The organism is Duncaniella sp. (assembly GCF_029056165.1).
GTDB lineage: Bacteria > Bacteroidota > Bacteroidia > Bacteroidales > Muribaculaceae > Duncaniella.
Genome location: NZ_JAIDBW010000036.1, coordinates 13,615 through 36,237, shown reverse-complemented (window position 1 = coordinate 36,237; position 22,623 = coordinate 13,615). Strand labels below are relative to the sequence as shown.

Genomic DNA, 22,623 nt, shown 5'->3' with positions numbered 1-22,623 from the left:
GTAATTGATGTAGCTCAAATCACTATTTATCAAATATTTAAACCATACAAACACAAAAACCTTGCAAATCTAAAGTGTGACTTTAGATTTGCAAGGTTTCACATAACAACGTATATATAAGGTCTTTACAATCAACAATTATCCCATCTTCCCGCTTTTAATTTTGCCATCACGTGAAAATTGAGTATTTTTGTGGCATTATGAGGCTGGAGGAACTATCACTTACCAATTTCAAAAACATCCCGGAGGCTCGGCTGGAGTTTTCGGGAAAGGTGAACTGTTTTCTCGGAAACAACGGCATGGGCAAAAGCAATATGCTCGACGCCATATACTTCCTGAGTTTCTGCAAGAGTTTCTCACGTATGCCAGACAAGATGCTCATTCGCCGTGGCGAGGAGTTTGCCATAGCCCGCGGCCGCTATGTCCGCAAAGGTGTTGACGAAGAGCTGATGCTGGGACTGTCGGCCACACGCCGCAAGACCCTCAAACGCGGCGGTAAGGAGTATGACCGTCTCAGTTCCCACATAGGTAGTTTTCCGCTCGTCATGGTAGCCCCGCAGGACATCGACCTCATCCGCGAGAGCGGTGAGGAACGCCGTCACTGGATGGATGTGGTGATCTCGCAGAGCGATCCCGTGTATCTCGACCATCTCATACGCTACACCCGCGCGCTCGAACAGCGCAACCGTCTGCTGCGCGAGGGAGCGGTGGATGCCAACCTCTATGCCGCTGTCGAGATAGTCATGGATATGTCGGCCTCATACATACACTCGGTCCGCGCGGACAAAATCAGTGAGCTGACTGAGATCTTCGACCGCTACTACAAGGCAATAGCCGGGAGCGACGAAAACGTCACCCTAACTTACCAGAGCGGTCTGAACCGCGAAGGAACGACCATGCAGATGCTCCTCGACGAGGCGCGCCGCCACGACGAGATTGTCAAGCATACGTCCGTGGGTCCCCACCGCGACGACATCGGGATGGAGCTCGACGGAATGCCGATGAGGCGTACCGGTTCGCAGGGTCAGTGCAAGACCTTCACGATAGCCCTGCGCCTCGCGCAGTATGATTTCCTCCACACGGCTACGGGAATACGTCCGCTGCTACTGCTCGACGATATCTTCGACAAGCTCGACTCAACACGCGTGGAGCGCATCATGGAACTGGTCACCTCCGACGCTTTCGGTCAGATATTCATAACCGACACCAACCGCAAGCATCTCGACGAGATCATGGAGCGCACCGGGGGCGATTACCGCATGTGGCAGGTCGATAACGGTATTTTCACCCCCACTGAATCATGAAGCGCACATATCCCAAACATATAGCCGGAATCATCGACGAAGCGATGGCACGCGCCGGACTGACAGACTCGCTCAACGAGCAGCGGGCCTCAGCGGCATGGATCGATGTGGTAGGCCCGGCAATAAACCGCTACACCACGCGCCGCTACGTGGATCACGGTGTGCTCCATGTCTATATGACATCCGCACCCCTCAAAAACGAACTTTCATTCAACCGTGACCGACTCATAGCAGCCATAAACCGTGTGGTGGGCGTCGAGGTCATCAACGACGTGCAGTTTCACTGACCTGTCGAACTAATAAAAACTTCACAATTTCCAGTATAATCATGAGTACCAACCATTGCGAAGTAGGTATTGACGCATTCCGTCATCACATCCCCCTACAGATGAGGTTCAACGACATAGATCTGCTCGGACACCTCAACAACAGTGTCTATCTTACGTTCATGGATCTTGGCAAAGCCCGTTACTTCGAGGCGGTCAACGGCGGTCCGGTGGATATACGCGAAATGGGCGTAGTGATAGTCAATATCAACGCGAATTTCTGCGTGCCGACATTCTTCCATGAAGAAATCGAGGTCGAGACCGCAGCCGTGGCCATAGGAGAGAAGAGCATAACCCTCGAACAGCGCATCTACGCCCTTCCTGACCGTCAGGTCAAATGCTCATGCCGCACAGTGATGGCCGGTTTCGACATCAAGACCAACACTTCAATGCCCATATCGGACGAATGGGTAAAGAAATTCGAAGCTTACGAGGGCCGTAAGCTTCAGAAAAAGAAAACTCAGGAATAATTTTATTCACCCGCTAAATACTACACCCGATCCATGTCATCACGCCAACTTCCTGATGAATTTCTCGCCATGCTGACCGAAATGGGTCTGGAGGAGCTTAAAACGGTTCTTTCGGAGGGCGAACCATCCACATCCGTGCGCCTCAACCGCCTGAAAGGGATTCAGGAGAGCGATATTGACTTCGGAGGCCCGGCTGTCCCTTGGTGTGACAGCGGTCTATATCTCGACAGCCGTCCGCGCTTCACCTTCGATCCGCTTTTCCATCAAGGAGGCTACTATGTGCAGGAGGCATCCTCGATGTTCCACAGCCATGTCGTGGCGCAACTCACCGCCGGCATCTCATCGCCTCTGCGTGTGCTCGACTCGTGTGCAGCTCCCGGAGGTAAGACCACAGCCGTGATCGACGTGCTCCCAGAAGGATCGTTGATGGTGGCCAACGAATATGTCCCCTCACGTGCGGCTGTCCTCCGCGAGAACATCATCAAGTGGTCATCTCCATCAGTCATAGTGACGCGCGGCGACACGGCATCATTCCGTCGCCTGAAGGAGAGTTTCGACATAGTGATAGCCGATGTCCCCTGTTCGGGCGAGGGCATGATGCGTAAGGACGACGAGGCTGTCAGCCAGTGGTCGCCCGGATTGATACGCGAGTGTGCCGAACGCCAGTGGGAGATAGTCGGCAACCTGTGGCCGACCATTAAACCCGGCGGATACCTCGTCTATAGCACCTGTACCTTCAACCGCAGTGAGAACGAGGAGATGGTCGGGCGCATCATCAGTGAGCTCGACGGTGAAAGCGTGGAGATCAATGTCAGTCCGGAGTGTGGAATAAGCCCCGGAATCGGGACGGCCGCTCATTGCTACCGCTTCCTGCCGGGCCGCGTGAGAGGTGAAGGTCTCTTCGTGGCTGTCATCCGTAAGCCGGGTGAGCCACGTGCCGAAAAAAGATCCTCCGGCAAAGAGAAGAATACCAAAAACAAGCCATCACAGCAGCTCTCACAGGCCCTCTCTTGGCTTCAGGCCGGTTCTGAGGACAAATATACCATCTACGGCGAAGAAGACCGTATAAGCGCGTTTCCGCGCCTTCACGCCGATATGCTTAAAAAAATAAAAAAAGAGCTTGACGTAATCCATGAAGGTGTCCTCATCGGCAATGTCAAGGGACGCGACCTCATTCCCTCACAGTCACTTGCCCTGTCGCCACTACTGGCACGGAAAGCATTCCCACACTGTGAGCTCACGCGCGATGAGGCACTTGCCTATCTTTCGGGTGAGGCTGTAAGCCTGCCCGACGGTACACCGCGCGGTTTCGTCCTGCTTACCTTTCATGACCGTCCGCTCGGTTTTGTGAAGAACATCGGCAACCGGTCCAATAATCTATATCCGGCTCCTTGGCGCATAAAATCGAAAATCAACTGAAAAAACAACCGTCAAAAAAATCTACCATACACAATGCGAATCGACATTCTCACCGTACTCCCCGAAATGATTGAATCGCCCCTCAACTGTTCGATCCTCAAACGAGCGCAGGACAAGGGGCTGGCTGAAATCGTGGTCCATAATCTGCGCGAATACACCACCAACAAACATCGCAAGGTCGATGACTATCCCTTCGGAGGTGAGGCCGGAATGGTCATGCAGGTCGAACCGGTTGACCGCGCCATAGCCGATCTCAAATCGCAACGTGACTATGATGAGGTGATCTTCACTTCGCCTGACGGAGAGCAGTTCGATCAGCCTATGGCAAATACACTCTCACTCGCACAGAACCTTATAATTCTTTGCGGACATTACAAGGGGGTGGATTACCGCATACGTGAACATCTCATCACAAAGGAAATTTCAATCGGTGACTATGTGCTGACCGGCGGTGAGATCCCGGCGGTAGTGATCGCAGATGCTATCGTGCGCCTTATTCCCGGTGCTATAGGTGACGAGCAGAGCGCGCTTAGCGATTCCTTTCAGGACAATCTACTCGCACCTCCCGTCTATACCCGTCCTGCCGAGTACAAGGGATGGCGTGTCCCCGATATCCTCCTCTCAGGCCACAAAGCCAAGATCGATGACTGGAAACACGAGCAAGCTCTCGAACGCACCCGTCGCCTCCGCCCCGACCTCCTGAAAGGGATGGAGTAACCGCATTATTCATTATAAATTTATGATTTGTAGGGACGCGGCGTGCCGCGTATGCCGAATGGAATAATACATCTTTCCGAAATAACGGCTATAACTATTTTGTTCGGCATACGCGGCACGCCGCGTCCCTACAAGCCAATTAGATAATACCTGATAAAACCAATCAAACCATGCTTAAAAAATCATTATCCCTATTCCTGCTTCTCGTAGGCATCATTTCAGCTTCAGCTGACGAGCGTAAATATGACTTCGTTGTCGCTCAAGACGGTAGCGGTGATTTCACCACCGTACAGGAGGCCATCAATGCAGTCCCTGACTTCCGTAAAGCCAACCGGACCAATATACTCGTCAAGAAGGGAAACTATAAGGAAAAAGTCATCATCCCCGAATGCAAGATACAGGTTTCACTCATAGGTGAGGACGGTGCTGTGATCACCTACGATGACTATGCTTCGAAACTCAACCGCTTCGGCGAGGGGAAGTCAACCTCCGGATCAGCTTCATGCTACATTTATGCTCCTGACTTCATTGCGGAGAACATTACGTTTGAAAACAGTGCCGGCCCCGTCGGACAGGCTGTGGCCTGTTTTGTGAGCGGTGACAGAGCTACGTTCCGCAACTGCCGTTTCCTCGGCTGTCAGGACACCCTCTACACCTACGGCTATCCCACGCGCCAGTACTACGAGGATTGTTATATCGAAGGCACTGTAGATTTCATTTTCGGCAAAGCTACAGCCGTGTTTAACCGCTGCAATATCCATAGCCGTGGCAATGGTTATGTAACCGCCCCCGCCACCCCTGAAGATAGCAAATATGGCTACGTGTTCCATGATTGTAAGCTTACGGGAGCGGATGGTGTGAAGAATGTGCCACTGTCGCGTCCTTGGCGACCCTACGCACAGGCCATTTTCATCAATTGCGACCTCGGAGAGCACATCTCTCCGGCCGGGTGGAACAACTGGGGTAAGGCTTCCAACGAACAGACAGTCACCTACGGTGAGTACAACAGCAAAGGTCCCGGCGCAAATCCCGAAGCCAGAGCATCCTATTCCCGTCAACTGACCGATCCCACCCCTTACGCCATCACCACAGTCCTCGCCGGTGAAGATGGCTGGAATCCACTGTCACAGAAGTAAAGTTCAGACAACTATTAAGCCTGCTCAAATAATTATAAAAGATACTGCCCTGCCTGTTTTATAGGCGGGGCAGTATCTTTTAGTTTAGAAAATGTTCAGGTATTACCTATACTTTAAATTTCTTATCCAACGACGATGTTGACGATCTTGTTGGGGACGACGATGATCTTGCGGACAGTCTTACCGTCGAGCCACTTGGCTGAGGATTCATGTGAGAGGGCCAGTTTCTCAACTTCGTCCTTGGACATATCGGCGGGTACCTGAATGGTGAAGCGAGCCTTACCGTTGAACGAAACGGCATAATTGGCAGTGTTCTCTTTAAGATACTCCTCGTTCCAATCAGGCCACTTGGCATCATTGACGGTGGTGTCATGTCCGAGAGCCACATGCCAGAGTTCCTCTGCCACGTGGGGAGCGAAGGGAGCGAGGACAACCACGAGGGGTTCGAGCACTTCACGACTGTGACATTTGAGCGATGTAAGCTCGTTTACACAGATCATGAAAGCCGCTACTGAAGTGTTGTAAGAGAATGACTCAATGTCGCCGGTAACCTTCTTGATAAGCTTGTGTACGGCCTTCAGAGCCTCGGCAGACGGTTTGGAATCATCCACAAGACAGGTATCACCCTTGTAGAAAAGTCCCCAGAGTTTCTTGATGAAGCGGTTCACGCCGTCGATACCGTTGGTATCCCAAGGCTTGCTCTGCTCGATCGGGCCGAGGAACATCTCGTAGAGGCGAAGCGTATCAGCACCATAACGCTCTACTATATCATCGGGATTAACAACATTGAACATTGATTTCGACATTTTCTCTACAGCCCAACCGCAGACATACTTACCGTCCTCAAGGATAAATTCCGCATCCTTGAATTCCGGACGCCATGCACGGAAAGCATCGAGATCAAGCACATCGTTGCTCACACGGTTGACATCGACACGGATGGGAGTGGTGTCATACTGATCCTTGAGACCATAAGAAACGAAAGTATTAGTGTCCTTGATACGATATACGAAGTTGGTTCGTCCCTGAATCATCCCCTGATTAATTAGTTTCTTAAACGGTTCAGGTTCAACTACATATCCGAGGTCATAAAGGAATTTATTCCAGAAGCGGGAATAGATGAGGTGACCTGTAGCATGTTCAGTTCCTCCTATGTAGAGATCGACGTTGCGCCAATATTCATCGGCTTCCTTGGATACGAGAGCCTCGTTGTTGTCCGGATCCATGTAACGGAGATAGTAGGCCGACGATCCTGCGAAACCGGGCATCGTGTTAAGCTCGATAGGATAACCTTCGGGGGTCATCCAGTTCTTTGCACGACCCAGCGGAGGCTCACCCGTCTCGGTGGGAAGATATTTGTCAACCTCAGGAAGAAGGAGGGGGAGAGCCGACTCATCCATCAAATGGGGGATACCATCCTTATAATATACGGGGAAAGGCTCACCCCAGTAACGCTGACGGCTGAAAATAGCGTCGCGCAGACGATAGTTGACCTTTACCTTACCGATACCCTTTTCTTCGATATACTTCTTAGTGGCTGCGATTGCTTCGGGCACTTCAAGACCGTTGAGCGAGAAATCGGCTGAAGCCGAGTTGATCATCTTACCGCTCTTGGCCTCGAAACTCTCCTCCGAAACGTCGCAACCCTCGATGAGAGGTATGATCGGGAGATTGAAATGACGGGCGAAAGCGTAGTCACGGCTGTCATGGGCGGGAACTGCCATGATAGCACCTGTTCCGTAGCCGGCCAGCACGTAGTCACTGATCCAGATAGGTATTTCCTTTCCGGTAAGGGGATTGACAGCGTAGCTTCCTGTAAACACACCTGAAACTTTCTTGTCGATCATGCGCTCGCGCTCTGTCTTGTGCTTGATGCTTTCAAGATACTCATCGACAGCCTTGCGCTGCTCAGGAGTGGTGACCTTATCGACATACTCGCTCTCAGGTGCCATAACCATGAAGGTTACACCGAACACCGTATCGGCACGTGTGGTGAAGATCTCAAGTTCGAGGTCAGAACCGACGATAGGGAAACGCATTTCCGCACCCTCCGAACGACCAATCCAGTTGCGCTGTGTCTCCTTGAGCGAGTCAGTCCAATCAAGTTCTTCGAGACCGTCAAGCAGACGCTGTGCATAGGCCGAGACGCGCAGACACCACTGATACATGAGTTTCTGCTCGACCGGATAACCGCCACGAATCGAAAGACCCTCGCTCACCTCATCGTTGGCAAGCACAGTGCCGAGCTGCGGACACCAGTTCACCATAGTGTTGCCGAGATAAGCTATGCGGTAGTTCATCAGCACGTCGCTTTTCTCCTTCTCGGACATAGCCTTCCACTCATCAGCGGTGAAATCAAGCTCCTCGGAGCAAGCGGCATGTATGCCCTTAGAACCTTCCTTTTCGAAATGCTCAACGAGCTTAGATATAGGCTGAGCCTTGTCAACAGCAGTGTCGTAATAGCTCTCGACCATCTTCATGAAGGCCCACTGGGTCCACTTATAGAATTTAGGATCACATGTGCGCACCTCACGATCCCAGTCATAGCAGAAACCGATACGGTCAAGCTGCTCGCGGTAACGTGCGATGTTGTCCGATGTTGTCTTTTCGGGATGCTGACCTGTCTGGATGGCATACTGCTCGGCAGGGAGACCGTAGGCATCGTAGCCCATTGGATGGAGGACGTTGAAGCCACGCAGACGTTTGTAACGCGAATAGATATCGGATGCGATGTAGCCTAAGGGATGACCGACATGCAGACCTGCTCCGGAGGGATAGGGGAACATATCGAGTACATAATACTTGGGACGCGATGTGTCAATAGAGGTCTTATAGACCTTGTTGTCACGCCAGTAATTCTGCCAGCGTGATTCGATGTCTTTATGATTATATTCCATGATTGCGAAATGATCGGGGTGAAATGTCAATTATTTACCGTGACATCTCAGCTTAAAGAGAGCATACGGGTGATGGGACGGCGGGCATCCTCGATGATGGTTTCATCCACATGCACTTCAGGAAGCTCGTAGCGGAGAGTGTTGTAAAGCTTCTCAAGAGTGTTGAGCTTCATGTACGCACAATCGTTACATGCACATGTCGAGTCGTTGGGAGGAGCCGGGATGAAAGTCTTCTCAGGACAGCGGCGGGTCATCTCGTGAAGAATACCGCTCTCGGTGGCCACAATAAACTCGGTGGCGTCATCGGCTACCGCATATTCGAGCAGCACGGCTGTCGAACCTACCTTATCGGCTACCATCCGGACCGGTGCGGGACATTCGGGATGGACAAGCACTTTGGCTTGGGGATGTGCCTTTTTGAGTTCAAGGATCTTTTCAAGCGAGAACTGCTCGTGGACGTGACATGCGCCATCCCAAAGAAGCATCTCGCGTCCGGTGCAGGAATTGATGTAGTTTCCCAGATTCCTGTCAGGACCGAATATGATTTTCTCATCGGCCGGAAGCGATGACACCACTTTCATGGCATTGCCCGAAGTGACCACTATATCCGTAAGAGCCTTCACGGCTGCCGAGGTGTTGACGTAGCTTATGACCGTGTGATCAGGATGACTCTCGACAAAAGTCCTGAACTCATCGGCCGGACAGCTGTCGGCCAACGAACAGCCGGCATTGAGATCGGGGACGAGTACCTTTTTGTCGGGACAAAGGATCTTGACAGTCTCACCCATGAAGTGGACACCACACATTACTATGATGTCATTGTCGAGGGTTTCGGCAATCCGTGCGAGAGCGAGGGAGTCACCGACGAAATCAGCCAGATCCTGAATCTCGCCGACCGTGTAGTAGTGCGCGAGTATGGCCGCGTTCTTCTCCTCCTTCAGTTTCTTTATTTCAGAAACGAGGTCCAGACCGGCCTCTACCGGGACATCTACAAACCCGTTTTCAACATTCATTTATTTTATGTTTTTATTTTGTGGAAAAAATTTTTTTCAAAAAACTCAGTAAGAAGAATTATAGTGGATGTTAATAAGCGAAATAACTTTTAGCCCTATTTCTTGCATTTTTGGGTTATTGATGTCCGGTTAACATTTTCATCAAGGTTATTGACATATTAACTATCATAAATTCGATTACTTACCGATGTTATTAACATCGTGTTAATAATGTGCAAAGTTAAAAACTTTTCATGGTATTTCCAACCGTTTTCTGTTGAAAAGGGTATTGAAAACCGTTTGAGAGATTATTGATAACTTATTTTGTTGAATGTCTGTAAGTCATATAGCGAATGGTATATGATATATGCAAGCCAATTCTTTAAAAAGTCATTGTTTTGTTATCTACAGTTTTCAACAATGTTATGAACAGTGTTGAAAACTCGAAATCGAACGGTTTTTCAACATGTCATGAAGGGTCTGAAAACGGATAAAAGCTGAGGATTGATGTAGGGGCGGAATGGTCATCATCAGTTGTTGTCAATACTCTCGGATGAGACTGAAAATAGCTGATCGGGAAGAAATGGAGATGTAGGGGGGATAGCTATCAATGCTTGGAATTAAAAAAATAGTTTTAGTATTGGAAAGGGGGATAATTACAAGAAAATGATTTCGGATCTTATATCAATATTTAGACTCAATTTCATCACTCAAAATGTCCATTAGGCCAAAATAATTGATTTTTGAGTGACGAAGTCAGGGGGATGAGGGGCGGGGTAAAATAAAAAAAGATGAAATAACTTCCCAGTCACTTCATCTCATTTAACCTAACTTTTTTAGTTGACTTTGTGTTATGCGTTGCTTAGATAGTAATGCTAATGCCTACCGGCATTTTATTGCGCTACAAAGATAGCAAAGAAAAGTGAAGATTTACCCCCCCCGAATAGTTAAAATTTGTTAACTATGGCTGTTTTTATTTCTTTTTGATTTTGTATAGAGATCATAGTTTGAGGCATTAAATCACGGTAATGGGGGTATTTTTTCCGGATTTTTAGATCACTTTATTGTGAAGGGAGAGTCATCCAAAATGGAGTTCGGTAACCAGTAGATATACATACAAAATAATGACTGAATGGCTATGAGTAGGTGATGACAGCAAGGCTCGGTGAGCTTTGGCATAATTATAGAAAGCTATGGAAAAAACTAAAAATAAAAAAGATGAGGGAACTTCCCAGTCACCTCATCCCATTAACCTAACTTTTTTAGTTGACTTTGTGTTATGCGTTGCTTTGATAGTAGCTATAAGCCTACTGACGTTAGCGATACAAAATTACAAATAACTGCTGAATTATGGTATAAATTACAGGATTAAAATTTGTTAAATATACACATTTTAATAGCTTTTTGCTTTTATCCTTGGATTAATAGGATGTTTTCCTGTGTTTAAAAAGGATAAACAGAATAAATATTCTTCTTTACGTGACATAAGGAAATAAGTTCAATGAAAGTTCCTTTATAAGTTTTTTTGATGCGGGTCATAAATTTAATGTAAAATTATTCTCTTTCTGAAATATTTCATTTACATTTGTAATTGGTTAACCCTGTTACTGAGCAATGAAAAAAATTTCTGCCACAATACTTGCCTATAATGAAGAGAGGCACATCGAAGCCTGTCTGGAATCGCTGCGTGGTGTGGCGGATGAGATAATAGTGGTTGATTCCGGTTCTACCGATCGGACAATTGAAATCTGTAGGAAGTACGGATGTAAGGTGAGCACGCGTAAATTTGACGGTTTCGGTGCTCAGCGTCAATATGCCACTTCACTTACGACACATCAATATATTCTTTCGATCGATGCCGATGAGCTTCTGTCGCCGGCTCTTCAGGAGTCAATAAAGCGGCTCAAGGAGGAGGGGTTCGGTCACAGGGTCTATAGCATATCGCGCCTGAATTTTTATTGTGGTGTCCCGGTGAAACACTGCGGATGGTATCCTGACCGCCAGATAAGGCTTTTTGATAAGCGTTATGCCAACTGGAATCTGCGTGATGTTTCTGAGACGGTGATATTCCGCGATTCAGTCAGACCGGAATTACTTGACGGGGATATACTCCATCATCGCTGCGACACGCGTGAACAATATGAAAAGGTAGCCGTCTCACATGCGGCTATGAAAGCTAAGGTGCTTGCTGCCCGTGATGAGAACATAGGTCTGTTGAGTCCGGTGGCTCATGGAGTGAAAGCTTTCTGGAACAGTTTTGTCAGCGAAGGGGGACTTTTTGAAGGAAAGGTGGGTCGTGAGATCTCCTTACAGTCCTATCGGTCAGAGATCATCGCCTATAAAACGGCTCGTAAACTTAAAAATAAAGAGAACAGGCGTAAGGACTAAAGACTGACCTCAGCACGGGTCAAACCATACGATTTGCCTAACGATTTACTGAAATGATCAGAGGTAATTGTAAGGAGTCCGGTTATCAAATCTCTGAATCAGGCAGAAGCCTGAAAGTCATACGATGGAGTGGGGAGGGACCGAGTTTGGCGATTGCTGCGCGATGATCACGCGTAGGATAACCCTTGTTGATCTCCCAGTTATATCCCGGATATTCCTTGGCTGCATTTTCCATAAAGGCATCACGATAGGTTTTGGCAAGAATTGATGCCGCGGCAATGTTGCCGAGTTTAGAATCACCCTTGACAACGGTGACGTGGGGGATATCCTTGTAAGGTTTGAAGCGGTTGCCATCGACGGCGATAGCACCGGGAACGACATCGAGTTGGTCGAGTGCGCGGTGCATGGCAAGGATTGAGGCGTTGAGAATGTTTATGCTGTCAATTTCTTCATGATCACACCATGCAACGGCCCATGCGACAGCATCACGTTCTATGATCGGGCGAAGTATCTCGCGCTGACGGGCGGTAAGTTTTTTCGAATCGTTAAGAAGATCGTTAGTATATCCGTCCGGAAGAATCACAGCCGCCGCGAATACCGGTCCGGCCAGACAGCCGCGTCCGGCTTCATCGCATCCGGCTTCGAGAATGAAGGGTGTGGTTGATGAAGGGAGCATGGCAGGAGGGCTTTAGAGGAAAAGAATCTATCGCTGTATGATAACCTTACACAGCTTTTTTTACATGTCCATGAATCCGTAGCCGAGACCGGAGCGGTTGACTATATTCTGGCCATAGGCACCGAGCTTTTTACGCAGGCGTGAGATATTCACATCGACGAGACGGGGATTATTCATTTCCTCGCCGGGCCACGCGGTGGCAAAAATCTCCTCACGTGTGAAAAGTTTGTTGCGCGAGCGCATCAGGCAGGTAAGGATTGTAAATTCGGTAGGTGAAAGAGAGATTGTATCACCGTCGATAATGAGACCTCTGGAATCGACATTGAGGATCAATGTGCGGTATTCAATAGTTCGGGCTGTGGCAACAGGCGCAAAATTCCTGTGACGGCGTAGCACCGAACGGACACGCGCCATGAATTCACGCAGGGAGAATGGTTTTATCACATAATCGTCGGCACCACTGTTGAGTCCGGCAATAATATCGTTTTCAGTATCGAGGACAGTGCAGAACACCACAGGAATATGGCTCGTCATGCGGTCCTCTTTCATGCGGTCAAGGAGTTCGAATCCGTCAATTTCGCCGGGGAGTCGGATTTCGGTTATGACGAGATTGAAGGTTTCGAGTGGAAGCATGAGCGCATCCTCTGCTGTCGGAACGGACATGACGCGATAACCCTCGCTTTGGAGATTTCCCTCAAGAAGCGAAGTTATATTTCTGTCGTTGTCAACGAGCAGAATCGAAGGCGTATTTTTAGATTCAGAATTGCTCACGGAATTAAGTGAGAAGAGGTAAGTATAGGGTTAAACGGTTGACAATACAAAATTAAAAAATCTCACTCTATTAGAAAAATTTGTAACCAAATTGTGTAAAGTTTGAAATCAAATTGTCATGTATAATTCACGCGTACATATTATAAAAAGGTGGAATTAGATAAATTTTAGCGGTTAATGATTGGATAATTCTTGGAATATTCCTTACCTTTGTTGAAATATCAAAAACATATACCGGACAATATAAAAAAGCTAATATTTTTATGGAACCGAAATACAGAAGAGTCCTGCTCAAACTCAGTGGCGAATCATTGATGGGCAAGCAGGGTTACGGAATCGATACCGACCGTCTGAATGATTATGCCCGTCAGATCATGGAGATCTGTTCGATGGGTGTACAGGTGGCTATTGTCATCGGAGGCGGTAATATTTTCCGTGGTGTCTCAGGTGCAGCCAAAGGTTTCAACCGTGTGAAAGGTGATCAGATGGGTATGCTTGCGACTGTCATCAACTCGCTTGCCCTCTCGTCGGCACTCGATGCGATCGGTCAGCCTGCAAAGGTGTTCACCGCACTCAACATGTATCCCATTGGCGATTATTACTCCAACCGTGTTGCGATCGAAGCCCTGCAGCGCGGTGAAGTGGCCATCATAGCCGGTGGCACCGGAAATCCTTTCTTCACCACAGATACGGGCAGCGCGCTGCGCGGCATCGAGGTCGAGGCCGACGTGATGCTGAAAGGCACACGTGTGGATGGTATCTATACGGCTGATCCTGAGAAAGATCCGACTGCGACTAAGTTTGACAAGATAACTTATGATGAGGTCTATACACGCGGACTGAAAGTGATGGACCTCACTGCTACAGCTCTCTGTAAGGAGAATCATCTGCCCATCGTGGTATTTGATATGGACACTCCCGGCAATCTCCTCAAAGTGATCAAGGGTGAGCCTATCGGCACACTGGTATATTGAAAAATTTAATTCTTACCGATAACTTAATACATTAAATAATATATGGAACCCTCCGACTACTTACTTCCGGCCGAAGAAAAAATGGAGCTGGCCGTGGCTTATCTCGACGAGGCTCTGGCCCACATCCGTGCAGGTAAAGCAAATCCGAAGATCCTTGATTCGATACGTGTGAGCTACTATGGTACTAATGTACCCGTGTCACAGGTAGCAAATGTTGCAGTTCCCGACGCACGCACTATCACTATCACTCCTTGGGAAAAGGCAATGTTCAAGGAGATTGAAAAAGCAATTATCAATTCCGAACTCGGCATTACTCCTGAAAATAACGGTGAGATCATCCGTCTTTCCATTCCCCCGCTGACGGAGGAGCGTCGCCGCACTCTCGTGAAGCAGTCAAAGGCTGAAGCCGAGACCGCCAAAGTCAGTGTCCGCAATGCCCGTCGTGATGCAATTGACGGTCTGAAAAAAGCTATCAAGCAGGGCATGAGCGAGGACGTAGAGAAGGATGCCGAGAACGATGTTCAGAAGCTCCACGACAAATATCTCAAAAAGATCGATGATCTTTTCGCAGCAAAGGAGAAGGAAATCCTTACCGTGTGATACTATTGCAGAAAAGATGATTGCTTGCAGAATTGGAAAAAATCTGTCAGGCGGTCTAATAAATTAAAAAATGGTGGTGAAATTCCCGCAAAGGAGTTTCACCACCATTTTTTAATTTATATGCCATCCCAGTCAAATAATAATGGAGGAGGGGGAAGGCGATTTATTTTTTGTAAAGCACAGGATTGGTCGAAGGATCGTTGTACATCTTCATCTGACGATAGACTTTCATGTATTTACGTCCTGCAGCGATATCATCAAGGAGTTGGTCAATAGCGGTGGTTAGATCCTGTTCCTGCTGGAGAAGAATGTCAAGTTTAGCCTGACACTTGGCTATATGTTCGGGTGAAGCGTCTGTACGTTCCACCTCACGGGCCATGTGGTAAATCTTAAGTGCGAGAATAGAGAGGCGATCGAGTGCCCATGCCGGACTTTCGGTATTGATGGTGGCATCGGGGAGGGGAGCTACGTCAGCGTATTTCTCGCGGAAGTATGTATCGATTTCCTCCACCATGTCGGTGCGGTCCTGATTGGACTTGTCGATACGGCGTTTCAGGGCGAGAGCGGCCACGGGGTCAATGTTGGGGTCACGGATAATATCTTCGAGATGCCACTGTACGGCATCAATCCAGTTTTTAGCAAAAAGTGTAGCTTGAATGCTTCCTTCGGGATATGGATTGGCTACATGGGCATCGACATCGTCGGTGACATGGTAAAGAGCTGTAGTATCAGCAAAAATTTTGAAAGAATCACGTGCGAAATCCATGAAATATTCCTTGTTGTTAGAGTTACGGATGATTAATAAATGCAAAGATGGCGATTTTTATTTCCAAAACAAAGCACCGCACCGAAAAAAATGCTTAATTTTGCTCTATACCTATATTATTATAATAGGAATTTTCAAAAGGTAAACTTTTTCACCTACGTCTCGATGGAAATTTAACCGCGAAACCGTAGGTACAGGATAAATTTTTCAACATGCAGACCGTACTCTTCCACTCCACTATTTTCGGCCCGATCCGTTCACGACGGCTCGGAGTGTCGCTCGGTGTCAATCTGACCCCTGACGACGGTAAGATATGTTCGTTTGACTGTCTCTACTGCGAGGCTGGATTTAATGCGCAGGGACCCGGCACGACGGGGTTTCCTCCACGCGAACGAGTGGCACGACTTCTAGAGACTCGTCTGAAAAACATGAGCGAGGCCGGAGAGCCGCTCGATGTCATCACTTTCTCCGGTAACGGAGAGCCGACGCTGCATCCTGAATTCAGCGGTGTGATCGATGATACTCTCCGTATCCGCGACATGTACTATCCGGCAGCGAAAGTGAGTGTGCTGAGTAATTCCACCCGTCTTGACCGACCTGCGGTGGCCGATGCTTTGCGGAAAGTCGATAACAATATTCTGAAACTTGACTCGGCCATAACAGAGACAATGCATCTTATCGATCGTCCGAATAACCCTGAATTTACTTCCGGAAAGGCGGTCGAGGATATAGCGCGTTTCGGCAGTCAGTGCATAGTCCAGACGATGTTTCTGCGTGGCGAATTCGATGGTAAGCATATCGACAATACTACTCCGGCCGAGGTCGATGCCCTCATTGACGCATACAAGAAAATCGGCCCGCGTGAAATCATGATCTATTCGATAGACCGCAAGACCCCCGCCGAGAATCTTGAGAAAGTCGGGCGTGATGAGCTCGAAAGGATAGGGGAGAAGATAGCATCCGCTACCGGAATACCGGTGCAGGTGGCATGATAAAAATTGATTAAATCAGAGAGCATAATGTCAGACCTTCCAGTCCTAACTCCGCGTCCGCTTCGCCGTGGCGACCGCATAGCCATAGTGTCGCCGGCGGGTATCATCAAGCCTCAACTTGTCTATAATTGTCTGCCGGTTCTTGCCGATCGCGGATGGATTCCGTATGTCGGCGAGAATACCTTTAACCGTGCGGGGACGTATGCGGGAACGGATGAGGAGCGTTACGAAGATCTGGCAAACGCATTGCTCGATCCCGATACACGTGCCATCCTTTGTGCGCGTGGCGGCTATGGATGTGTCCACCTTCTTGAACAGCTCGACCGGCTTCCGTTGCGCGACGATCCCAAGTGGGTGGTGGGTTACAGCGACATTTCCGCTCTCCATGCGCTGATGACATCCAAGGGCATAAAATCGATTCATGCACCTATGACGAAACATATAGCCCAGTCGGCAGGACTCGACGATGACTCGCTGTTGCTGTTCAGCGAACTTGAGGGTGCCACTCCTGATCTCGAAGTTGAAGGTAGTTCTTTCAATCGGAGCGGAGTTTCCGAGGGACTTTTGGTCGGCGGAAATCTTGCTGTTGTTGCCGGACTCGTATCTACACCTTTTGATGTAATCAAGCCGGACCGCATACTTTTCATCGAGGATATCGCTGAACCGATCTATAAGGTTGAACGTATTCTCTACACACTTCGGCTTAGCGGTGCTCTTGGTTCACTCGCAGGATTGATCGTTGGTCAATTCACGGACTATGCTCCCGACAGAAATTCACAAAGCATGGAGGAGATGATCTCGCGGATGGTCGCTCCCTTTGATTTTCCCGTGGCATATAATTTTCCGATCGGTCACGTGGATCACAATGTTCCGATGATTTGCTCATCGACAGTCCGGCTTGAAGTCACAACTGAATTTTCAAAATTACTGACAATAGGGTAGGGGAGAGGTCAGCCTGTTGAATTTAATTTATCGCCCATATTTAATAGTTTTATATATGGATTAATGTGTCTATGTAATTAATAAATAAATTATGGGCATGGTTGATGAAATTGCATCACTTATATATTAGGTGTATTATTTAGTAATATACTTACATATTTAATATAATAGTTTTTTTGCGAATTAACTCGCTGAGAAGCCAAAAATCACGCATAGGTGTGCGAATGTTTTGAAATATTCGATTCTGAAAGGGTTAAATTTGATGTAATATGTTTATAATTAATGTATTATCTTGATTTTCGGCTATCGTGATCATGAGGCATTTAAATTTTTTGACGTTAATTGAAAAATTGACTAACTTTGTAACATGAAGAAAATAGAGTGGCTGACCGATGGCACTACAAAAATGCCTGATATTGACACCGCACGCCTTGAACGATGGATAGCAGCGGTGGCGGCTTCACACAACCGTATAGTCGGTCCTCTTACCTATATTTTTTGCGATGATCCGAAGATCATCGAGGTAAACCGTCAGTTTCTCAATCACGATTATTTTACGGATATCATCACCTTTGATTATTGTCGGGGGAAGATGATATCAGGCGATATGTTTATTTCACTTGACACAGTCCGGTCCAATTCGGTCATGGTCAATGCTACCTATGAGCGTGAACTCCTGCGGGTGATAATCCACGGTGTGCTCCACTTATGTGGAATCAATGATAAAGGACCGGGTGAACGTGAAATAATGGAATCATTTGAAAATAAAGCACTTAAACTTTTAGATGAGATTTGACTACGATCTTATAGTCATAGGAGCAGGTCATGCAGGATGTGAAGCAGCTCATGCTGCCGCACGTCTTGGAGTGAGCACGCTGCTAATGACTATTGATATGAATAAGATTGCCCAGATGAGCTGTAATCCGGCTGTCGGAGGTATAGCCAAGGGCCAGATTGTGCGTGAAATCGACGCACTTGGCGGAATGATGGGGGTCGTTACGGACGAGAGTGCGATCCAGTTCCGCATGTTGAACCGTTCGAAAGGTCCCGCGATGTGGAGTCCGCGTGCGCAGAGTGACCGCATGGAGTTTTCGCGTCTCTGGCGCAACATTCTTGAGAATACACCCAATCTTGATATATGGCAGGATTCGGCCACCTCACTCGTGATAGAGGAGGGGCGTGTCACCGGTGTGAAGACCGCGCTCGGAGTGGTGTTCAATACAAAGAGCGTGGTGCTGACAGCAGGAACTTTTCTCAACGGACTCATGCATATAGGTCCGGTGCAACTGCCGGGTGGCCGTGTGGCTGAACCTGCTGCACACGGCATAACCGAACAATTGCGTGAACTTGGTTTCACCACTGACCGTATGAAGACCGGTACCCCGGTCCGTATTGACGGACGGTCCGTTGATTGGAGCCTCACCACTCTTCAGGAGGGCGACAATGATTTCCATAAGTTCTCTTATCTCTCCAACGTGCATCGCCGTCTGCGCCAGCGTCCTTGTCACACAGTCTATACCAATCCCGAAACCCACCGCATACTAAGGGAAGGGCTTCCTGACTCACCGCTTTACAATGGTCAGATCAAGAGTATCGGACCGCGCTACTGTCCGAGCATCGAGACAAAGATAGTCACCTTTGCCGATAAGAACGAGCATCAGCTCTTTCTTGAACCGGAAGGTGAGGTGACCACAGAATACTATCTCAACGGTTTCTCATCATCGCTTCCCGTCGATATTCAGATACGTGCGTTGGAGACAGTGCCTGCGCTGAAGAATGTGCAGATCTACCGTCCCGGTTACGCCATAGAATATGACTTCTTCGATCCAACTCAGCTCTACCATACACTTGAGACCAAGCTGATCTCCGGACTTTATTTTGCCGGACAGGTCAACGGTACGACGGGATATGAGGAAGCAGCCGGACAGGGGTTGGTAGCCGGAATAAACGCTGCGCTCAAAGTCAAGGGCGAGGCACCGTTCACGCTTGCGCGTGATGAGGCCTACATCGGTGTGCTGATTGATGACCTTGTCACTAAAGGTGTCGATGAGCCGTATCGAATGTTCACTTCGCGTGCGGAGTACCGGATACTTCTCCGGCAGGATGATGCCGACATGCGCCTCACTCCCCGTGGACATGCCATTGGACTTGCCACGGATTACCGCTATGAGATCATGGAGAGCAAGCGTCGGCAGCGTGATGCGCTCATCGACTTCTGTAAGGAGTTTTCGGTAAAGGCATCCCTGATCAACCCTTATCTTGAAAGCATTGGTGAGCAACCGCTCAAACAGGGTGTCAAGCTTTATGATCTCGTGTTGCGTCCGGCTCTCAATATCCGCACACTTGCTGCCGGCATCGGGCCGTTGGCTGATTTTATCGAGCGTGAGATCGAGGCTGACAGGCGTGACGAAATCATAGAAGCTGCAGAAATCCTGATAAAATATCAGGGCTATATCCAGCGCGAGAGTCAGATCGCCGATAAGCTCCGAAGGCTTGAGAATCTCACCATACGCGGTAAGATTGATTATTCAAAATTGACGACACTCTCTACCGAAGCACGTCAGAAACTTGAAAAGATCAATCCCGAAACCATTGCGCAGGCATCAAGAATCCCCGGTATATCGCCGGCCGATATAAACATCCTTTTGCTTCTGTTGGGACGATAAAATTGCTGTTCCACGTGAAACAATTTGGACGTAAACACTTGAAAAATTGGTAGAACTTTAAACTTAATACTTATAAAATGGAATATCTGAAGCGACGTATCCGCGATGTCTATGATTTCCCTCAGAAAGGAATCATTTTCCGTGACATCACCACACTCTTGAAGGATCCCCGTGGTCTGCACATAATAGGCTGGGATCTCTCGCAGCTTTACCGTGACAAAGGTGTCACGAAGGTCGTCGGTATTGAATCGCGTGGTTTTATCGGTGGCTCTATTCTTGCGTTTGAGCTCGGCGCAGGCTTTGTGCCTGTCCGTAAACCCGGAAAACTTCCTGCCGATACTATCAGCACTTCTTATGATAAGGAGTATGGCAAAGATGTGATCGAGATTCACCGCGACGCAATCACTCCCGATGACATTGTAGTGATCCACGACGACGTGCTTGCCACCGGCGGAACCATGGCTGCTGCTTACGAACTTGTGAAATCAATGAACCCGAAAAAGATCTATATCAACTTCATCATCGAGCTCCTTGATCTCAAGGGTCGTGAAAATCTTCCGGCGGAGGCAGAGGTCACCTCTCTCATCACCTATTGAGAAACCTACTGACGAAACATCAATAACATCCCTCGCAGGACTACGCTTGCTCGCGGTCCTGCGGGGATTCATCTTACTATAAGGAAACACACTTTTTTATACGATTATGGCCAAGCACAAGAAATCGGCTTCACTGACTGAGAAAATATCTATCCTTCCCGATACCCCCGGTGTGTACATGTACTATGATTCCGAGGGTACGGTCATCTATGTCGGAAAAGCTAAAAACCTAAAGAGGCGTGTCAGCTCATACTTCAACCGTACCCACGATTCGCTCCGGACGAATCTCCTTGTGCGGGCCATCGTAGATATGAGCTATATCGTAGTCCCCACCGAGCAGGATGCGCTTAATCTCGAAGCATCCATGATCAAGGAGTATCAGCCGCGCTACAATGTGCTCCTGAAGGATGATAAATCCTACCCGTGGATCGCGGTGACGAATGAGCCTTATCCGAGGGTATTCATGACGCGTCAGCGCATCAAGGACGGGTCGAAATACTATGGCCCTTACACCGACACCGGGTCGGCACGCGCAACATTGGAACTTGTCAAGAAACTCTATTCCGTGCGTTCATGCCGGCAGCCGATGACCCTCGATTGGGTCAAGGCCGGAAAGGGACGTCTGTGTCTCGACTATCATCTCAAACGCTGCAAAGGATGCTGCACGGGGCTAATCTCACCTGAGGAATATAACAGGGATATTGACCGTATCCGCATCATACTCCGTGGCGAGACAGGCGAGCTTCTGGCATATCTCAAGGGCGAAATGGAAAAGCTTGCCATGGAGCTGCGTTTCGAGGAGGCTCAGGAGATCAAGGAGCAGTATGATCTTATAAAGCGTTATCAGGCCAAGAGCGTCATTGTCTCGCAGACCATCGAGGATATCGATGTGTTCGGTATCGATGATGAGGAATCGGATGTCTATATTAATTACATGCATGTCCGCCGTGGAGCGGTTGTCCGTTCAGTCACTCTTGAGTTCAAACGTCGCTTGGACGAGTCGCGCGCACAGCTTCTGGGCTATGCGATGTCGGAAATTTCAGCGTCGCTCGGTGTGAAATTCAATGAGGTTATCGTGGCGGAGGAACCGGATGTCGAAATGCAGGACGTGAAGTTCATCATACCCCAGCGTGGCGATAAGGCGAAACTTCTGGAAGTGTCCGAAAAAAATGCGCGTCAGCATCGGGTGGATAAGATCAAGACGATGGAGAAGCGCAATCCTGAGACAAGGACCGAACGGATTCTCACCCGTATGCAATCCGATTTTCATCTTTCCGAACTTCCGCGACACATCGAGTGTTTCGACAACTCGAATATTCAGGGTACGAATCCTGTGGCCTCCTGCGTGGTCTTTAAGGATGCAAAACCGAGCAAGAAGGATTACCGTCATTTCAATATCAAGACCGTCGTCGGCCCGGATGATTTTGCCTCGATGAAGGAGGTTCTGACGCGCCGCTACACGCGTCTGATGAACGAGGATCGCCCTTTGCCGCAGCTTATCGTGGTCGATGGTGGTAAGGGACAGTTGTCGGCGGCAGTGGAGGCTCTCGATGATATGGGACTCCGTGGAAAGATCGCAGTCGTGGGCATTGCAAAGCGTCTTGAAGAGATCTATTTTCCGGGTGACAGTATTCCACTCTACATCGACAAGAATAGCGAGACTCTGCGTGTGGTGCAGCATCTGCGTGACGAGGCGCACCGCTTCGGTATCACCCATCACCGTGACCGTCGCAGCAAGAGTCAGGCCGTATCCGAACTGGATGGTATAAAGGGTGTCGGTGAGAAAACACGCACGGCATTGCTAACCCATTTCAAGAGCGTCAAGCGGCTGCGTGAAGCAGATATTGATACTATCGCGGAAGTCATCGGTCCGGCCAAAGCATCCATTGTCTATGGTGCTCTTCACGGCGAGGAATAGATCTGACTCAGCATACTTTTTTACGGAACAGACGAGCCTCCGGAATTCGATTGCAGGATTCCGGAGGCTCGTC

General features: G+C 48.6%; 20 protein-coding genes and 1 pseudogene. 16 read left to right on the top strand and 5 right to left on the bottom strand.

Annotated features, from left to right (window positions below):
• Positions 1 to 200: 200 nt before the first annotated feature.
• The 6 genes and pseudogenes from recF to K2G41_RS08265 form a co-directional block, all read left to right on the top strand.
• The gene (gene recF, locus K2G41_RS08290; protein ID WP_300117212.1) at positions 201 to 1,304 is read left to right on the top strand and encodes a DNA replication and repair protein RecF; all 1,104 of its coding nucleotides are present in this window, start codon (positions 201 to 203) and stop codon (positions 1,302 to 1,304) included.
• The gene (locus K2G41_RS08285) at positions 1,301 to 1,591 is read left to right on the top strand and encodes a DUF721 domain-containing protein (protein WP_300117211.1); all 291 of its coding nucleotides are present in this window, start codon (positions 1,301 to 1,303) and stop codon (positions 1,589 to 1,591) included. Before recF ends, K2G41_RS08285 begins: the two co-directional genes overlap by 4 nt.
• A gap of 41 nt (positions 1,592 to 1,632) precedes the next feature.
• Positions 1,633 to 2,100 (top strand): thioesterase family protein, encoded by a 468-nt coding sequence (locus tag K2G41_RS08280; RefSeq protein WP_300117209.1) that lies wholly within the window; start codon positions 1,633 to 1,635, stop codon positions 2,098 to 2,100.
• A gap of 33 nt (positions 2,101 to 2,133) precedes the next feature.
• A complete protein-coding gene (locus K2G41_RS08275; RefSeq protein ID WP_300117208.1) occupies positions 2,134 to 3,519 on the top strand; it encodes an rRNA cytosine-C5-methyltransferase in 1,386 nt (461 codons plus the stop codon).
• 33 nt (positions 3,520 to 3,552) lie between these two features.
• Positions 3,553 to 4,236, top strand: coding sequence for a tRNA (guanosine(37)-N1)-methyltransferase TrmD (trmD, locus tag K2G41_RS08270; protein ID WP_300117206.1), 684 nt, complete (start codon positions 3,553 to 3,555; stop codon positions 4,234 to 4,236).
• 236 nt (positions 4,237 to 4,472) lie between these two features.
• A pseudogene (locus K2G41_RS08265) lies at positions 4,473 to 5,372 on the top strand (pectinesterase family protein); the annotation flags it as partial.
• A 122-nt stretch (positions 5,373 to 5,494) separates the two neighbouring features.
• On the opposite strand, the gene leuS reads toward K2G41_RS08265, so the two are convergent.
• Both leuS and nadA read right to left on the bottom strand, forming a co-directional pair.
• Positions 5,495 to 8,269: a leucine--tRNA ligase gene (leuS, locus tag K2G41_RS08260; RefSeq protein WP_300117204.1), complete on the bottom strand. Its 2,775-nt coding sequence runs from the start codon at positions 8,267 to 8,269 to the stop codon at positions 5,495 to 5,497.
• Positions 8,270 to 8,316: 47 nt separating this feature from the next.
• Positions 8,317 to 9,282, bottom strand: a complete 966-nt coding sequence (gene nadA / locus K2G41_RS08255) for a quinolinate synthase NadA (protein WP_300117202.1) — start codon at positions 9,280 to 9,282, stop codon at positions 8,317 to 8,319.
• 1,172 nt (positions 9,283 to 10,454) lie between these two features.
• Here nadA and K2G41_RS08250 point away from each other — a divergent pair.
• Positions 10,455 to 10,601, top strand: a complete 147-nt coding sequence (locus K2G41_RS08250; protein WP_300117200.1) for a hypothetical protein — start codon at positions 10,455 to 10,457, stop codon at positions 10,599 to 10,601.
• Between the two features lie 274 nt (positions 10,602 to 10,875).
• The gene (locus K2G41_RS08245; protein ID WP_300117198.1) at positions 10,876 to 11,649 is read left to right on the top strand and encodes a glycosyltransferase family 2 protein; all 774 of its coding nucleotides are present in this window, start codon (positions 10,876 to 10,878) and stop codon (positions 11,647 to 11,649) included.
• An 85-nt stretch (positions 11,650 to 11,734) separates the two neighbouring features.
• Here the strand turns inward: K2G41_RS08245 and K2G41_RS08240 are convergent, their stop codons facing one another.
• Positions 11,735 to 12,325 carry a ribonuclease HII gene (locus K2G41_RS08240; protein ID WP_300117196.1) on the bottom strand — a complete coding sequence of 197 codons (591 nt, stop codon included), beginning with the start codon at positions 12,323 to 12,325 and terminating at the stop codon, positions 11,735 to 11,737.
• Positions 12,326 to 12,385: 60 nt separating this feature from the next.
• Positions 12,386 to 13,096, bottom strand: coding sequence for a response regulator transcription factor (locus K2G41_RS08235; RefSeq protein ID WP_300117194.1), 711 nt, complete (start codon positions 13,094 to 13,096; stop codon positions 12,386 to 12,388).
• Positions 13,097 to 13,359: 263 nt separating this feature from the next.
• Between K2G41_RS08235 and pyrH the strand changes: the two genes are divergently transcribed.
• Positions 13,360 to 14,070 (top strand): UMP kinase, encoded by a 711-nt coding sequence (gene pyrH / locus K2G41_RS08230; RefSeq protein ID WP_300117192.1) that lies wholly within the window; start codon positions 13,360 to 13,362, stop codon positions 14,068 to 14,070.
• 42 nt (positions 14,071 to 14,112) lie between these two features.
• The gene (gene frr / locus K2G41_RS08225; RefSeq protein WP_300117191.1) at positions 14,113 to 14,670 is read left to right on the top strand and encodes a ribosome recycling factor; all 558 of its coding nucleotides are present in this window, start codon (positions 14,113 to 14,115) and stop codon (positions 14,668 to 14,670) included.
• Between the two features lie 163 nt (positions 14,671 to 14,833).
• Here the strand turns inward: frr and K2G41_RS08220 are convergent, their stop codons facing one another.
• A complete protein-coding gene (locus K2G41_RS08220; protein ID WP_300117353.1) occupies positions 14,834 to 15,436 on the bottom strand; it encodes a DUF4254 domain-containing protein in 603 nt (200 codons plus the stop codon).
• Between the two features lie 212 nt (positions 15,437 to 15,648).
• Between K2G41_RS08220 and K2G41_RS08215 the strand changes: the two genes are divergently transcribed.
• The 6 genes from K2G41_RS08215 (at position 15,649) to uvrC (ending at position 22,550) form a co-directional block, all read left to right on the top strand.
• Positions 15,649 to 16,428, top strand: coding sequence for a radical SAM protein (locus K2G41_RS08215; protein WP_300117189.1), 780 nt, complete (start codon positions 15,649 to 15,651; stop codon positions 16,426 to 16,428).
• Positions 16,429 to 16,455: 27 nt separating this feature from the next.
• Positions 16,456 to 17,370: an LD-carboxypeptidase gene (locus K2G41_RS08210; protein ID WP_300117187.1), complete on the top strand. Its 915-nt coding sequence runs from the start codon at positions 16,456 to 16,458 to the stop codon at positions 17,368 to 17,370.
• A 367-nt stretch (positions 17,371 to 17,737) separates the two neighbouring features.
• Positions 17,738 to 18,166, top strand: coding sequence for an rRNA maturation RNase YbeY (gene ybeY / locus K2G41_RS08205; RefSeq protein WP_300117185.1), 429 nt, complete (start codon positions 17,738 to 17,740; stop codon positions 18,164 to 18,166).
• Positions 18,156 to 20,036 (top strand): tRNA uridine-5-carboxymethylaminomethyl(34) synthesis enzyme MnmG, encoded by a 1,881-nt coding sequence (mnmG, locus tag K2G41_RS08200; protein ID WP_300117183.1) that lies wholly within the window; start codon positions 18,156 to 18,158, stop codon positions 20,034 to 20,036. The genes ybeY and mnmG overlap by 11 nt, the downstream gene beginning before the upstream one ends.
• Before the next feature lie 77 nt (positions 20,037 to 20,113).
• A complete protein-coding gene (locus K2G41_RS08195; RefSeq protein ID WP_300117181.1) occupies positions 20,114 to 20,632 on the top strand; it encodes an adenine phosphoribosyltransferase in 519 nt (172 codons plus the stop codon).
• Positions 20,633 to 20,738: 106 nt separating this feature from the next.
• Positions 20,739 to 22,550, top strand: a complete 1,812-nt coding sequence (uvrC, locus tag K2G41_RS08190) for an excinuclease ABC subunit UvrC (RefSeq protein ID WP_300117179.1) — start codon at positions 20,739 to 20,741, stop codon at positions 22,548 to 22,550.
• Positions 22,551 to 22,623: the final 73 nt, after the last annotated feature.

Excerpts from the sequence above, each read along its gene's own strand:
- recF (WP_300117212.1), top strand. The coding sequence starts at position 201 with ATGAGGCTGGAGGAACTATCACTTACCAATTTCAAAAACATCCCGGAG.
- K2G41_RS08285 (WP_300117211.1), top strand. The coding sequence starts at position 1,301 with ATGAAGCGCACATATCCCAAACATATAGCCGGAATCATCGACGAAGCG.
- K2G41_RS08280 (WP_300117209.1), top strand. The coding sequence starts at position 1,633 with ATGAGTACCAACCATTGCGAAGTAGGTATTGACGCATTCCGTCATCAC.
- K2G41_RS08275 (WP_300117208.1), top strand. The coding sequence starts at position 2,134 with ATGTCATCACGCCAACTTCCTGATGAATTTCTCGCCATGCTGACCGAA.
- trmD (WP_300117206.1), top strand. The coding sequence starts at position 3,553 with ATGCGAATCGACATTCTCACCGTACTCCCCGAAATGATTGAATCGCCC.
- leuS (WP_300117204.1), bottom strand. The coding sequence starts at position 8,269 with ATGGAATATAATCATAAAGACATCGAATCACGCTGGCAGAATTACTGG.
- nadA (WP_300117202.1), bottom strand. The coding sequence starts at position 9,282 with ATGAATGTTGAAAACGGGTTTGTAGATGTCCCGGTAGAGGCCGGTCTG.
- K2G41_RS08250 (WP_300117200.1), top strand. The coding sequence starts at position 10,455 with ATGGAAAAAACTAAAAATAAAAAAGATGAGGGAACTTCCCAGTCACCT.
- K2G41_RS08245 (WP_300117198.1), top strand. The coding sequence starts at position 10,876 with ATGAAAAAAATTTCTGCCACAATACTTGCCTATAATGAAGAGAGGCAC.
- K2G41_RS08240 (WP_300117196.1), bottom strand. The coding sequence starts at position 12,325 with ATGCTCCCTTCATCAACCACACCCTTCATTCTCGAAGCCGGATGCGAT.
- pyrH (WP_300117192.1), top strand. The coding sequence starts at position 13,360 with ATGGAACCGAAATACAGAAGAGTCCTGCTCAAACTCAGTGGCGAATCA.
- frr (WP_300117191.1), top strand. The coding sequence starts at position 14,113 with ATGGAACCCTCCGACTACTTACTTCCGGCCGAAGAAAAAATGGAGCTG.
- K2G41_RS08220 (WP_300117353.1), bottom strand. The coding sequence starts at position 15,436 with ATGGATTTCGCACGTGATTCTTTCAAAATTTTTGCTGATACTACAGCT.
- K2G41_RS08215 (WP_300117189.1), top strand. The coding sequence starts at position 15,649 with ATGCAGACCGTACTCTTCCACTCCACTATTTTCGGCCCGATCCGTTCA.
- K2G41_RS08210 (WP_300117187.1), top strand. The coding sequence starts at position 16,456 with ATGTCAGACCTTCCAGTCCTAACTCCGCGTCCGCTTCGCCGTGGCGAC.
- ybeY (WP_300117185.1), top strand. The coding sequence starts at position 17,738 with ATGAAGAAAATAGAGTGGCTGACCGATGGCACTACAAAAATGCCTGAT.
- mnmG (WP_300117183.1), top strand. The coding sequence starts at position 18,156 with ATGAGATTTGACTACGATCTTATAGTCATAGGAGCAGGTCATGCAGGA.
- K2G41_RS08195 (WP_300117181.1), top strand. The coding sequence starts at position 20,114 with ATGGAATATCTGAAGCGACGTATCCGCGATGTCTATGATTTCCCTCAG.
- uvrC (WP_300117179.1), top strand. The coding sequence starts at position 20,739 with ATGGCCAAGCACAAGAAATCGGCTTCACTGACTGAGAAAATATCTATC.